Genomic DNA, 13,828 nt, shown 5'->3' on the forward strand with positions numbered 1-13,828 from the left:
CGGTGCGGCCACTCCGGAAGCGCCGGTAGCACCGCCCGCCGGGTCCGCGGCGCCGCCCGGGCGCGGCCGGGGACCCGTTGACATCCCAGTGCACCGCCGCGGCTGGCCTGCGCCACAAGCTTGTCATTTTCGCTTACCATTGCGTCAACGCCGGCCCGCCGGTTCCTCTCTGACGCCCTCTATGACATCGAAAGTTGGAAGCACCCTGCTGGCAGCGGTGCTGTGCGCCTGCGCCAGCCTGATCCCCATTTCGTCCAGCCTGGCCGCGCCCGCGCCGGTCCCGGCCGTCCCGCCCGTGGTCACCGGCCTGCCCGATTTCACCGACCTGATCGACAAGGTCGGCCCGGCCGTGGTCAATATCCGCACCACCGAGCGCATCAAGAACGGCCCCAGCGCCATGGGCGACGAAGAGCTGCAGGAATTCCTGCGCCGCTTCTTCGGCGTGCCCACCCCGCGCGGCCAGAGCCCCGGCCAGACCCCGCGCCGCCGCGCCCCGCAGCAGGACGAGGAAGTGCAGCGCGGCGTCGGCTCCGGCTTCATCATCTCCGGCGACGGCTACGTGCTCACCAATGCCCACGTGGTCGCGGGTGCGGACGAAGTGATCGTCACCCTGACCGACCGCCGCGAGTTCAAGGCCAAGGTGCTGGGTGCCGACGAGCGCTCCGACGTCGCGGTGCTCAAACTGGACGGCAACAACCTGCCGTTCCTGCGCGTGGGCGACTCCAGCAAGATCCGCGTCGGCGAATGGGTGATCGCGATCGGCTCCCCGTTCAACCTGGAAAACACCGTCACCGCGGGCATCATCTCCGCCAAGTCGCGTGACACCGGCGACTACCTGCCGCTGATCCAGTCGGACGTGGCCGTCAACCCCGGCAACTCGGGCGGTCCGCTGATCAACATGCGTGGCGAAGTCATCGGCATCAACTCGCAGATCGCCACGCTCTCCGGCGGCTACAACGGCATCTCGTTCGCCGTCCCGGTCGACGAAGCGATGCGCGTGGCCGACCAGTTGCGCAAGACCGGCAAGGTCACCCGCGGCCGCATCGGCGTGGTCATGGGCGAGCTGTCCAAGGAAGTGGCCGAATCGCTGGGCCTGGGCCGCGCGCGCGGCGTCGAAGTTTCGCAGGTGGAGCAGGGCGGCCCGGCCGACAAGGCCGGCGTCAAGGTCGGCGACATCATCCTCAAGTTCAACGGCCAGCCGATCGAAAGCTCGTCCGACCTGCGTCGCCAGGTGGGCGCCGCCCCGGTCGGCAGCAAGGTGACGGTCACGGTCTGGCGCCAGGGCACGCAGAAGGACATCCCGGTCACCATCGTCGAGTTGGAAGATCCGAAGTCCGCCAGCAAGCGCATGACGCCCAAGAAGCCGAGCCCGGAAGCCACGCCCAACGCCCTCGGCCTGCACGTGAGCGACCTGACCGAAGCCCAGCGCACCGACCAGCGCATCCCGGGCGGCGTGCTGGTCGATTCCGCCACCGGTGCCGCCGGCCGCGCCGGCCTGCAGCCGGGCGACCTGATCCTGCAGCTGAACAACACGCAAGTGACCGATGCCAAGCAGTTCAACGCCCTGGTCGCCAAGCTCGATTCGAAGAAGCCGGTGGCGCTGCTGGTGCGCCGCGAGGACCAGACCTCCTACGTGATGATCAAGCCGCGCTGATCCACTGAACCGGAGCCGCCGTGCCGGCCGCCAAGGCCGGGTGCGGCGGCGCGCGCCGCACCCCGACCCACGTTACTGCGCCTCCGCCCGCGCCCCACGCCTGCATGCCCCACGCTCCCCGTTTCACCCTCTACAGCCGCAGCTACTGCCACCTCTGCGACGACCTCCTGCAAGCCCTGCGCGCGCTGGAACCGCCCGGCCAGTCGTTCCAGATCGACGTGATCGACATCGACCAGGCCGCCGACCCGGCGCTGCTGGAACGCTACGACGAACTGGTCCCCGTCCTGTACGGCGACCTTGCAGAACCCGAGCTCTGTCACTACTTCCTGGACCAGGCAGCCGTCGAAAACTATCTGGCCAGGCCGCGCGGGGCTTAGGTTTTTGTTAAAAAGCCGCACTTTCCCTCTGGCGCGCGCCCCAAAACCGGGCTTTCTGACCCGAAATCCGGTAAAATGACGCGGTCGGAAAAGCTTCAGTCCTAGTCAACAAGCTCTTCTCTTGCTTGCCAAGGCGCTCGCCTGGGGATGACCACCATCCCGGACGCAGCGCTTTTTTTGTATGGCGCCGCGTCCCGAGACGCCGCCCGCAAGCCGCGACACCTTTTCCAATCTGGTTTTGAGTTAATGAAGAACATTCGCAATTTCTCCATCATCGCCCACATCGACCACGGCAAGTCGACCCTGGCGGACCGTATCATCCAGCTGTGCGGCGGCCTGTCCGACCGCGAGATGGAGGCGCAGGTGCTCGACTCCATGGACCTGGAGCGCGAGCGCGGCATCACCATCAAGGCCCAGACCGCGGCGCTGCACTACAAGGCGCGCGATGGCGAAACCTACAACCTGAACCTGATCGACACCCCGGGCCACGTCGACTTCTCCTACGAAGTCTCGCGCTCGCTGTCCGCCTGCGAAGGCGCGCTGCTGGTGGTGGACGCCTCCCAGGGCGTGGAAGCCCAGACCGTGGCCAACTGCTACACCGCGCTCGACCTGGGCGTGGAAGTGGTGCCGGTCCTGAACAAGATCGACCTGCCCAACGCCGACCCGCCCACCGCCATCGCCGAGATCGAGGACGTGATCGGCATCGAGGCGCAGGACGCCGTGCACTGCTCGGCCAAGACCGGCCTCGGCGTGGAAGACGTGCTGGAAGCGATCATCGCCAAGGTCCCGCCGCCCGAAGGCGACCCCGAGGCGCCCCTGCAGGCCCTGATCATCGACTCCTGGTTCGACAACTACGTCGGCGTGGTGATGCTGGTGCGCGTGGTGAACGGCACCCTGCGCCAGAAGGACAAGATCCTGCTGATGGCGACCGGTTCCCAGAACCTGGTGGAGAGCACCGGTGTGTTCAGCCCGCGTTCGGTCTCGCTGCCGCAGCTGTCGGCCGGCCAGGTGGGCTTCGTCATCGCCGGCATCAAGGAACTGAAGGCGGCCAAGGTGGGTGACACCATCACCACCGTGGCCCGGCCCGCCCCGGCCCCGCTGCCCGGCTTTAAGGAAGTGCAGCCGCAGGTGTTCGCCGGCCTGTTCCCGGTCGAGGCCAACCAGTACGACGCCCTGCGCGACTCGCTGGAGAAGCTGAAGCTGAACGACGCCGCCCTCCAGTTCGAGCCGGAAGTGTCGCAGGCGCTGGGCTTCGGCTTCCGCTGCGGCTTCCTGGGCCTGCTGCACATGGAGATCGTGCAGGAGCGCCTGGAGCGCGAATTCGACATGGACCTGATCACCACGGCGCCGACCGTGGTGTACGAGGTCGAGCTGCGCGACGGCACCGTCATCAACGTGGACAACCCGTCCAAGATGCCGGACCCGTCCAAGATCAACGAGGTGCGCGAGCCGATCGTCAACCTCAACCTGTACATGCCGCAGGAGTACGTCGGCTCGGTGATCACGCTGTGCATCGCCAAACGCGGCGTGCAGATGGACATGTCCTACCACGGCCGCCAGGTCAAGCTGGTGTACGAGATGCCGATGGCCGAGATCGTGCTGGACTTCTTCGACAAGCTGAAGTCCACCTCGCGCGGCTACGCCTCCATGGACTACGAGTTCAAGGAATACCGCGCGGCCGACGTGGTCAAGGTCGACATGCTGATCAACAGCGAGAAGGTCGATGCGCTGGCCATCATCGTCCACCGCGCCAATGCGCCGTACCGCGGCCGCGCCGTGGCGGCCAAGATGCGCGAGCTGATCCCGCGCCAGATGTTCGACGTGGCGATCCAGGCGGCGATCGGCTCCAACATCATCTCGCGCGAAAACGTGAAGGCGATGCGCAAGAACGTGCTGGCGAAATGCTACGGCGGTGACATCAGCCGGAAGAAGAAACTGCTCGAAAAACAAAAGGCCGGCAAGAAGCGCATGAAGCAGGTCGGTTCGGTGGAAATCCCGCAAGAGGCTTTCCTGGCTATCCTTCAAGTGGACGAGAAATGAATCTCCAGACGATCCTCGGTAATTTCGCACTCATTCTGTTCGTGGCCATGGTGGTCACGGGGATTATCTGGTTCCTGGATATTTTTTATTTCGCCAAGCAGCGCCGGCGCGCGGCCGATACCGCCCTGGCGGCCTTTGACGCCCGCAATGCCAAGCTGACCGCGGACGGCATCAAGGTCGACAACACCAGCCGCGCCGCGATCGAGGCGGCCCTGCTGCGCCAGCCGACCTGGATCGAGTATTCGGGCAGCTTCTTCCCGGTGATCGCGCTGGTGTTCGTGCTGCGTTCCTTCCTGTTCGAGCCCTTCAAGATCCCGTCCAGCTCCATGGTTCCGACCCTGCTGGTGGGCGACCTGATTTTGGTGAACAAGTACACCTACGGGATCCGCCTCCCGATCATCAACAAGAAGATCATCGAAGTGAATAACCCGCAGCGCGGCGACGTCATGGTCTTCAAGTATCCCAAGGATATGTCGCAGGACTACATCAAGCGGGTGATCGGCGTCCCCGGTGATAAAATCACCTATGAAAACAAGCGCTTGACCGTGAATGGCAAGCCGCTCGCCTACCAGCCGATGGACGATTACCTGGACGACGAGCACCCGATCTACCACAAGCAGTATGTAGAGAACCTGACCGGGGTGCAGCACCGGATCCTGAATATGGAGAGCAAGCGCAGTATCGACAGTTCGGCGGTGGACAATTTCCCGTTCAAGGAGCAGAACTGTACGTACTCGTACGACAAATTTACCTGTATCGTACCTGAAGGCAATTACTTTATGATGGGCGATAACCGCGACAACAGCCTGGACAGCCGCTACTGGGGCTTCGTCCCGGACCGGAATATCGTCGGCAAGGCCGTGGTCGTGTGGATGAACCTGAGTAATCCGCGCCGCATCGGTGGCATTCATTAAGTTCGAGAGGGTAAAGATATGAACCGCTTTGTCTCCCTGCGCGCCCAGCGCGGCATTTCGCTGACCGGCCTGATCGTCGTGATCGCGATCCTGGCCTTCATCGGCCTCACGCTGGCCAAGGTGCTGCCGACCTATTCGGAATATTCGTCGATCAAGCAGGCGATCCAGACCGCCAAGGCGACCGGCGGCGGCGTGCGCGAGATCCAGCAAAGCTTCAACAAGGCCGTGCAGGTGGACGACATCACCGCCATCACCGCCAAGGACCTGGTCATCAGCAAGGAAACCGGCGAGACCGAGATCAGCTTCGCCTACGAGAAGAAGATTCCGCTGTTCGGCAACGTCAGCCTGCTGATCGATTACGCGGGCACCACGGCGGCCAACGGCGTGGTGGCGGAGAAACCGGCGGCGCAGTGAGCTGTCACAGTGCTTTGAAAATCGGCGTATAAAGAAGGAAGGCGCACCAGATTGTCGACAATGAATCTCCAGCTATTGCAGACGCGATTGGGTTACACGTTCCAGGATGCCGGCCTGTTGCAGCAAGCCTTGACGCACCGTAGCCACAGCGCGCTGCACAATGAACGGCTGGAATTCCTGGGCGACTCGATCCTGAACTGCGTGGTGGCATCCGTTTTGTACGAGCGCTTCAAGGAGATCGACGAGGGCGACCTGTCGCGCCTGCGCGCCAACCTGGTCAAGCAGCAATCCCTGTACGAAATTGCCCAGAAGCTGGAGTTGTCCCAGTTCCTGCGCCTCGGTGAAGGCGAGCTCAAGTCGGGCGGCTTCCGCCGGCCGTCGATCCTGGCGGACACGCTGGAGGCCCTGCTCGGCGCCATCTACCTGGACGCCGGGTTCAACGCGGCGCGCGATGTGATCCGCGCGTTCTATATTCCGATCCTGGAGTCGGTCGACCCGCGCACCCTCGGCAAGGACGCCAAGACCCTGCTCCAGGAATTCCTGCAGAGCAAGAAGATCTCGCTGCCGACCTACAACGTGGTGGCCACGCACGGCGCGGCCCACAGCCAGGAGTTCGAGATCGAATGCCTGGTGCCCAAGCTGGGGATCCAGGTGTTCGGCCGGGGCGGCAGCCGGCGCGCGGGCGAACAGGCCGCCGCCAAGCTGGCGCTGGAAACGGCCGAGCAGATGCTGCAGAAGAGCCCGGCCGCCGCGCGCAAGTCGCGTCCACGGTCGGCACAATTGAAACTGGCCGGTATCGCCACGGTCCAGGAGCCTGGGGCCGCCGAAGCCGCCGCCAAGCCGGACAAGGCCGAGAAGGCGAAAGCCGCCAAGGCCGACAAGGCCGAGAAATTGGACAAGGCGGAGAAGCCGGCCGACAAGATCGCTGAAAAACTGGCTGACCGGCCCGCCGAGAAGCCGCTGGACGGCGCCGGCGCCAAGGCCACCGACAAGCCGCCTGCAGACAAAGCCGCACCGCATCCCATCGCGGCCGCACCCGAACAGAAACACTCCATCGAGCAGCAACCCGAAACGAAGTCAGCATGAACACCACAACCACCCCCGCCGCATTCCGTTGTGGTTATATCGCCATCGTCGGCCGCCCCAACGTGGGCAAGTCCACGCTCATGAACCAGCTGATCGGCGCCAAAGTGTCGATCACCTCGCGCAAGGCCCAGACCACGCGCCACCGCATCACCGGCATCCAGACCGTCGAGGACGCGCAGTTCATCTACGTGGACACCCCCGGCTTCCAGACCCGCCACTCGAACGCGCTGAACAAGACGCTCAACAAGACCGTCACCAACACGCTCACCTCGGCGGACGTGATCCTGTTCGTGGTGGAGGCGGGCACTTTTGGTGCGGCCGACCAGCAGGTGATCGACCTGCTGCCCAAGAACATTCCGGTGATCCTGGTGATCAACAAGTCGGACCGCGCCAAGGACAAGGCCACCCTGATGCCGTTCGCCCGCAACGTCGCCGCCAAGTTCGAGTTCGCGGCCGTGGTGCCGGTATCGGCCAAGCAGCGCTTCCAGCTCCCGGCGCTGGAAAACGAGATCAAGAAATTCCTGCCCGAGGGCGAGGCCGTGTTCGGCCCGGACGACATCACCGACCGCAGCGAGAAGTTCCTGGCCGCCGAGATCGTGCGTGAAAAGCTGTTCCGCCTCCTCGGCGACGAGCTGCCCTACACCAGCACCGTGATGGTCGAGAAGTTCGAGGAAGAGGGCGCGCTGCGCCGCGTGTTCTGCGCCATCCTGGTGGAGCGCGATTCGCAGAAGGCCATGGTCATCGGGAACAAGGGCGCGCGCCTGAAGGAAGTCTCGACCCAGTCGCGCCTGGACATGGAAAAGCTGTTCGGCGGCCCCGTGTACCTGGAGATCTGGGTCAAGGTCAAATCCGGCTGGGCCGACAACGAAGCAGGTCTGCGCGCCTACGGCTACGAATAACGTGGACACCCTGGACGCGGCCCCGGCAGCAGCGCGGCCCGCGGCCACGCCCCGCCGCTCGCGCTCCGGCACCACCCGCGACACCCGCGTCAGCGGCCAACCGGGCTTCGTCCTGCACAGCTATCCCTACAAGGAAACCAGCCTGATTGTCGACGTGTTCACGCGCGACTACGGGCGCGTGGGCCTGGTGGCGAAGGGCGCCAAGCGCCCGCACTCCAAGCTGCGCGGCGTGCTGCAGACCTTCCAGCCACTGTCGCTGGGCTGGACTGGCAAGGCCGAGCTGCGCACCATGACCGACGCCGAGTGGGTCGGCGGCCTGCTGCCGCTGGAGCGCAACTCGCTGCTGTGCGGCTTCTACCTCAATGAACTCCTCGTCAAGCTGCTCGCGCGCGACGACCCGCACCCGCTGCTATGGGACCACTACGTCTCAACGTTGAACCAGCTGGCCCACAACGAGCCCGCCCAGATCGTCTTGCGAAAGTTCGAAACGGCCTTACTTAAAGAGACTGGTGTAGCGGCACAGTTGTCCAAGTGTGCCGGTACAGGCGAGGCGGTTGTACCGGTAAAGTCCTACGTGGTCGACCCCGAGCGCGGACCGCGCCCGGCGCAGCCAAACGACATCTGGCCCGCCGTGAGCGGCCAGACCTTGATCGACATGGAGAACGAGGACTACGCCAGCCCGGCCACGCAAGCCCAGAGCAAGCAGCTGATGCGCTTCCTGCTGCATCACCACCTCGGCGGCGCCACGCTCAATACGCGGCAAATATTAATAGATTTAATGCAATTATAAAAACACACGAGAATAATTAATATGTCCTTCCTGAACCCGACCGGCCCGGTGATCGACCTGGGCGTGAACATCGACCACGTCGCGACCCTGCGCAATGCGCGCGGCACCAGCTACCCCGACCCCGTGCGCGCGGCGCTGGTGGCCGAGCAGGCCGGCGCGGACGCCATCACCCTGCACCTGCGCGAAGACCGCCGCCACATCCGCGATGCGGACGTGATCGCGATGCGCCCCCAGCTCACCACCCGCATGAACCTGGAGGCGGCGGTGACGCAGGAGATGATCGATTTCGCCTGCCGCATCGCCCCGCAGGACGTATGCCTGGTGCCGGAGCGGCGCGAGGAAGTGACCACCGAGGGCGGGCTGGATGTGGTCCGCTACCACAAGGAAGTCGCCGCCGCGGTCAGGCAGCTGCAGGGCGAAGGCATCCGCGTGTCGCTCTTCATCGACGCGGACGAGCAGCAGATCGCCGCCGCCGCCGATGTCGGCGCGCCTGTGATCGAGCTGCACACGGGCCGCTATGCGGACACGGAAGGCGAGGAGCAGGCGCGCGAGCTGGAACGCATCCGCGCCGGCGTACGCTTCGGCGTGGCGCACGGCCTCAAGGTCAACGCGGGCCACGGTCTGCACTACACCAACGTGCAGGCCATTGCCGCCATCACCGAGATCGCGGAGCTGAACATCGGCCACGCGATCGTCGCGCATGCCGTGTTCGCGGGCTTCGAGAATGCGGTGCGCGAGATGAAGGCCATCATGACCACCGCGAGGCTGGGCGCCCTGTGAGCACGATCTACGGGATCGGCACCGACATCGTCCAGATCTCGCGGATCGAGGCGGCGCTCGGGCGCAGCGAACGCTTCGCCGAGAAGATCCTGGGGCCGCAGGAGCTCGAGAAGTTCCGCGTCCGCCGCGCCAAGCACGAAGCGCGCGGCCTGCGCTTTTTGGCCACCCGCTTCTCGGCCAAGGAAGCGTTTTCGAAAGCCATCGGTCTCGGCATGCGCATGCCGATGACCTGGCGCTCCGCCCAGATGCTCAACGCGCCGAGCGGGAAGCCGGTCATCGTGTGCAGTGGCGCGCTGGAAGAATTCATGCGGCAGAATAGGCTCTCTGCCCAAGTCACCATCAGCGACGAAGCCGACTACGGAGTCGCTTTCGTCATCGTCACGCAGGAACCATTGCCGCAAGCATGACCGAAGAAGTCCAAGCCCCCGCAGACGCACGTGCCCAGGTGCTGGCGACCGTCGCCAAGCTGCCCAACCTGCCGGGCGTCTACCGCTATTTCGACGCGCAGGACACCGTGCTGTACGTCGGGAAGGCGCGCGACCTGAAGAAGCGCGTGTCGAGCTATTTTCAGAAGACCCTGACCAGCCCGCGCATCGCGATGATGGTCGAGAAGATCGCGCGCCTGGAGACCACGGTCACCAACAGCGAGGCCGAAGCGCTGATCCTTGAAAATAACCTCATCAAGTCGCTCAAGCCGCGCTACAACATCCTGTTCCGCGACGATAAGTCGTACCCGTATCTGAAGCTCACCGGCCAGGACTACCCGCGCATGGCCTACTACCGCGGGGCGCTGGACAAGAAGAACCAGTACTTCGGGCCGTTCCCGTCCGCGTGGGCGGTCAAGGAGTCGATGCAGATCCTGCAGAAGGTCTTCATGATCCGCACCTGCGAGGACAGCGTGTACTCGAACCGCACGCGCCCCTGCCTGCTGCACCAGATCGGCCGCTGCAGCGCGCCCTGCGTGGGCGCGGTGACGACCGAGCAGTACGCGCTGGACGTGAACAACGCCGCCAAGTTCCTGCGCGGGCGCCAGACCGAGGTGCTGGAAGACCTGGAGCAGAAGATGCACGGCTTTGCGGCGGAGCTCAAGTTCGAGCAGGCCGCCAAGATCCGCAACCAGATGCAGTCGCTGTCCAAGGTACTGCACCAGCAGGCCATGGAATCGACCGGGGACCAGGACGTGGACATCATCGCCGTGGTGGTGCAGGGCGGGCGCGCGTGCGTCAACCTGGCCATGGTGCGTGGTGGGCGCCACCTCGGCGACCGCGCCTACTTCCCCACCCAGGTGGCCGAAGCGGTCACCGAGACCTCGATCGAAGAGGAGGTGCTGGCCGCCTTCCTCGCCCAGCACTACGGCGACAGCTTCATTCCGAATACGCTGATCCTCAACATCGAATTCGACCAGCCGGCGCTCATTACGGCGCTGATGGAGCAGTGCGGGCACCGCATCAACCTGCTGTTCCAACCGCAGGGGCAGCGCCGCCAGTGGCTGGAGCTAGCGCAGAAGGGCGCCGAGATCGCGCTGGCGCGGCTGCTGTCGGAGCAGGGTTCGCAGCAGGCGCGCACCCGCGCGCTGGTCGAGGTGCTGGGGCTGGACATGGAGGACATCGATGCGCTGCGCATCGAGTGCTTCGACATCTCGCACACGATGGGGGAGGCGACGCAGGCGTCCTGCGTGGTGTTCCATCATCACGCGATGCAGAACGGCGAGTACCGGCGCTTCAACATCAAGGACATCACGCCGGGCGACGATTACGCGGCCATGCGGCAGGTGCTCACGCGGCGGTATGAGAAGGTCGCCAACGGCGAGGGCGTGATGCCGGACATCGTGCTCGTCGACGGTGGCAAGGGCCAGGTCGAGATGGCGCGGCAGGTGTTCTCCGAGCTCGGTCTCGATATCTCGATCATCGTCGGCGTGGCCAAGGGCGAAGGTCGCCGCGTCGGCCTGGAGACCCTGATCTTTGCCGATGGCCGGCCGGCGCTGGAGCTGGGCAAGGAATCGGCGGCCCTGATGCTGGTGGCGCTGATCCGCGATGAGGCGCACCGGTTTGCGATCACCGGGATGCGGGCCAAGCGCGGCAAGGCGCGGCAGGCGTCGCGGCTGGAGGAGATCGAAGGGATTGGCGCCAAGCGCCGCCAGCGTTTGCTGGCCCGCTTCGGCGGCCTGCGCGGCGTGATGAACGCCAGCGTCGAGGACCTGATGCAGGTCGAAGGCATCTCGACCGCGCTGGCGGAAGAAATCTACCGCCAGCTGCACTGACCCATGCGTGCCGCTCTCCTGGGTGTTGTCCTCGGTTCCCTGTTGCTTCCCGTGACGGCGGCCGAGGTGTGCCGCATTCCCGACGATCTCCCGCGCCCGCGCGTCCCGCACAGCAAGCCGAATCCGCTGCCGGTGGCGGGCTACCAGCTGGTGCTCTCCTGGTCGCCGCATTATTGCGAGCGCCGCGCCGAAAGCCGCGCGCCGCATGCGGGCGGCGGCCGGGGCCGGGAGCTCGCCGTCAACCGCGCATCCTGGGACGACGAGTTCCAGTGCCACGACAACCACTTCACCTGGGTGGTCCACGGTCTCTGGCCGCAAGCGGAGAACACCACCGGCAAGGACACCAGTCCGCGCGCCTGCCGCCCGAGCGACCGCCTGCCGCAGGACATCCTGCGCGCCAACCTGTGCACCACGCCCAGCGTCTCGCTGATGCAGCACGAGTGGTCCGACCACGGCACCTGCCTTACGGACGACCCGCGCCAGTACTTCGGCGCTATCCGGAAGCTGCTCCAGCGCTTTCCGCTGGCGGCGATGCAGGTCACGCCGGGCCCCACCACGGTCGGCGCCATCCGCACCGCCATCGCCCGCGCAAACCCCGCGCTGCTGCGCCCCCAGCACATCGGCGTGCGCCTGGATGGCCGCCACCTGAAGGAAGCCTACCTCTGCCTGGACCTCAAGCAGGCCCCCACGGCGTGCAGCGGCCGCCCGCCGCGCGACGACCTGCCAGTGACCGTGGACTGACGTTCACGCACCACAGCGACGGCTCAACTGTGGTCGCGCAGGAAGCGGCTGGCTTCTTCGATGATGAGTTCCGGCTGGTCCCGATGCGGCGTGTGCCCGACGCCCGGCAGCACGAGCAGGCGAGTGTGCGGGACGAGCCGCTGGATACCGTAGACCTGTTCCAGCGTCCCGTACTCATCGCCTTCGCCCTGGATGGCCATCAGCGGTGTGGTGATCTGCGCGACTTCAGCGCGAATGTCCCAGCTGCGGAAGGCGGGGTTGAGCCAACTCTCGTTCCACGCATAGAAAGCAGAGTCGACATCGTCATGCAAACGCGCGAGGGCTTTTCTCAACGCGCCGCCCGAGTAGGCATTGCGTGCCGTTAGCAAACCGGCGATAGCCTTGTCCTCGACGGTGATGTGCGGGGCTTCGACGATGATGCCGCGGATCTGGGCGCTGAAGCGGGCGGCGTGGAGGAGGGCGATGGAGGCGCCATCGCTGTGGCCGAACAGCCAGGGGCGGGCGATGCCGAGCTGGGCCAGCAGGGCCGGGAGCACGTCCCAGGCTTGCTGGTGCAGGTAGTCGGGCTGCCAGCGCTCGTCATGCGGACGCGGCGTGGATCGGCCGTAGCCGTAGCGGGAGTACACCAGGCCGTGCAGGGCGTTCGCCTGGCAGAAGCGCGCGGGGAAGTCCCGCCAGATCGCCACCGAGCCCAGACCCTCGTGCAGGAAGACCACCGTCGGCGCCTGGTCCGGGCCCGCGACGCGCTGGTATTCCAGCCGCAGGGGCTTGCCGTTCCAGTCCAGTTCGGCGAATTCGGTGGGGGGCGGGGCAGGCGTCGTCATGAGAGAATGCGATGTTGCCACAATCGCGGCCTCGGCGCTTTCATGGCGTTGTTGCAGCAGTGGAATTGGAGGGCTAGCATCGGTGAGTTACATGCCGTGTTCACGCTTATGTCCGCCATCGCCTCCTTCATCGTCCCTGACTCGCGCCTGGAGGAACTGGCCGCGGCCGCCATTGGCCTTGGCCAGGCTGAAGGATTGGTTGCGAGCCGTGCCCCCCCGACTCGACTGGGCTGCTGAGCATCGGCTGACCATGTGGAAAAGCGCGATAACGCGCAACAATCGTTTTTGTCGAATCGTCAGCACCGCGCTACACTAGCGAACAATGCATATCAACAAGTTCCGAGCGCCAGTTCATGCCCTTTAACATCCCGATTTTCCTGACATGGCTGCGTGTCGCTCTGATTCCGCTTGTTGTTGGCGTCTACTACCTCCCGACTCACTGGCTGCCCGTCGCCGACCGCAACTTGGCGGCCACGGCCGTGTTCATCGTCGCCGCGCTGACCGACTGGTTCGACGGCTATCTGGCCCGGAAGTGGAACCAAACCTCGGCCTTCGGCGCCTTTCTCGATCCGGTGGCGGACAAGCTGATGGTGGCCGGCGCGCTGATCGTGCTGACCCAGCTGGGGCGGGTGAGCGGCATCGTCGCCTTCATCATCATCGGCCGTGAAATTACGATCTCGGCGCTGCGCGAGTGGATGGCGCAGCTGGGCGCATCGAAATCGGTGGCGGTGTCCTCGCTCGGCAAGATCAAGACCACCGCGCAGATGATCGCCATCCCGATGCTGCTGTTCCACGATCCGCTGTTCGTCTGGATCGACACGCAGCTGTGGGGCGAATACCTGATCTGGATCGCCGCGGTGCTGACGGTCTGGTCGATGTTCTACTACCTGCAGAAGGCCTGGCCGCTCATCAAGGAAAAAGCCGGGATGCTTCCTTGACATACCGGAATGAAGCTCTATAATAGCGGGCTGTTGTGAACGACATGCGGGAATAGCTCAGTTGGTAGAGCGCAACCTTGCCAAGGTTGAGGTCGAGAGTTCGAGACTCTT

Annotated in this window: 14 protein-coding genes; 13 read left to right on the plus strand and 1 reads right to left on the minus strand. The window is 65.0% G+C overall.

The window, feature by feature from the left end; genetic code table 11:
- Window positions 1-181: 181 nt before the first annotated feature.
- The 12 genes from E4L96_RS18620 (at window position 182) to E4L96_RS18675 (ending at window position 11,955) form a co-directional block, all read left to right on the plus strand.
- A complete protein-coding gene (locus tag E4L96_RS18620; protein WP_135208711.1) occupies window positions 182-1,654 on the plus strand; it encodes a DegQ family serine endoprotease in 1,473 nt (490 codons plus the stop codon).
- A 104-nt stretch (window positions 1,655-1,758) separates the two neighbouring features.
- Entirely contained in the window at window positions 1,759-2,031 is a 273-nt protein-coding gene (locus E4L96_RS18625; protein WP_135208712.1) for a glutaredoxin family protein, read from the plus strand.
- 246 nt (window positions 2,032-2,277) lie between these two features.
- On the plus strand, window positions 2,278-4,071 hold the full coding sequence (gene lepA, locus E4L96_RS18630; RefSeq protein ID WP_135208713.1) for a translation elongation factor 4: 1,794 nt from the start codon (window positions 2,278-2,280) through the stop codon (window positions 4,069-4,071).
- Complete coding sequence (gene lepB, locus E4L96_RS18635) at window positions 4,068-4,985, plus strand: signal peptidase I (RefSeq protein WP_135208714.1); 918 nt, start codon at window positions 4,068-4,070, stop codon at window positions 4,983-4,985. The genes lepA and lepB overlap by 4 nt, the downstream gene beginning before the upstream one ends.
- 18 nt (window positions 4,986-5,003) lie before the next feature.
- Window positions 5,004-5,399, plus strand: coding sequence for a DUF4845 domain-containing protein (locus tag E4L96_RS18640; RefSeq protein ID WP_135208715.1), 396 nt, complete (start codon window positions 5,004-5,006; stop codon window positions 5,397-5,399).
- A gap of 60 nt (window positions 5,400-5,459) precedes the next feature.
- Window positions 5,460-6,485 (plus strand): ribonuclease III, encoded by a 1,026-nt coding sequence (gene rnc, locus E4L96_RS18645; protein WP_135208716.1) that lies wholly within the window; start codon window positions 5,460-5,462, stop codon window positions 6,483-6,485.
- A complete protein-coding gene (gene era, locus E4L96_RS18650) occupies window positions 6,482-7,384 on the plus strand; it encodes a GTPase Era (protein WP_135208717.1) in 903 nt (300 codons plus the stop codon). Before rnc ends, era begins: the two co-directional genes overlap by 4 nt.
- Before the next feature lies 1 nt (window position 7,385).
- Window positions 7,386-8,174 carry a DNA repair protein RecO gene (gene recO / locus E4L96_RS18655; protein WP_135208718.1) on the plus strand — a complete coding sequence of 263 codons (789 nt, stop codon included), beginning with the start codon at window positions 7,386-7,388 and terminating at the stop codon, window positions 8,172-8,174.
- Window positions 8,175-8,195: 21 nt separating this feature from the next.
- Window positions 8,196-8,954 (plus strand): pyridoxine 5'-phosphate synthase, encoded by a 759-nt coding sequence (gene pdxJ, locus E4L96_RS18660; RefSeq protein ID WP_135208719.1) that lies wholly within the window; start codon window positions 8,196-8,198, stop codon window positions 8,952-8,954.
- Window positions 8,955-8,959: 5 nt separating this feature from the next.
- A complete protein-coding gene (acpS, locus tag E4L96_RS18665; protein WP_135208724.1) occupies window positions 8,960-9,361 on the plus strand; it encodes a holo-ACP synthase in 402 nt (133 codons plus the stop codon).
- Complete coding sequence (uvrC, locus tag E4L96_RS18670; RefSeq protein ID WP_135208720.1) at window positions 9,358-11,214, plus strand: excinuclease ABC subunit UvrC; 1,857 nt, start codon at window positions 9,358-9,360, stop codon at window positions 11,212-11,214. Before acpS ends, uvrC begins: the two co-directional genes overlap by 4 nt.
- A 3-nt stretch (window positions 11,215-11,217) precedes the next feature.
- The gene (locus tag E4L96_RS18675; RefSeq protein ID WP_135208721.1) at window positions 11,218-11,955 is read left to right on the plus strand and encodes a ribonuclease T2 family protein; all 738 of its coding nucleotides are present in this window, start codon (window positions 11,218-11,220) and stop codon (window positions 11,953-11,955) included.
- A gap of 23 nt (window positions 11,956-11,978) precedes the next feature.
- Here the strand turns inward: E4L96_RS18675 and E4L96_RS18680 are convergent, their stop codons facing one another.
- Window positions 11,979-12,779: an alpha/beta fold hydrolase gene (locus tag E4L96_RS18680; protein ID WP_135208722.1), complete on the minus strand. Its 801-nt coding sequence runs from the start codon at window positions 12,777-12,779 to the stop codon at window positions 11,979-11,981.
- A gap of 353 nt (window positions 12,780-13,132) precedes the next feature.
- Here E4L96_RS18680 and pgsA point away from each other — a divergent pair, with 353 nt between their 5' ends.
- Entirely contained in the window at window positions 13,133-13,717 is a 585-nt protein-coding gene (gene pgsA, locus E4L96_RS18685; protein WP_135208723.1) for a CDP-diacylglycerol--glycerol-3-phosphate 3-phosphatidyltransferase, read from the plus strand.
- The last annotated feature ends 111 nt before the right edge of the window (window positions 13,718-13,828 follow it).

It is taken from the genome of Zemynaea arenosa, assembly GCF_004614185.1.
GTDB lineage: Bacteria > Pseudomonadota > Gammaproteobacteria > Burkholderiales > Burkholderiaceae_D > Telluria > Telluria arenosa.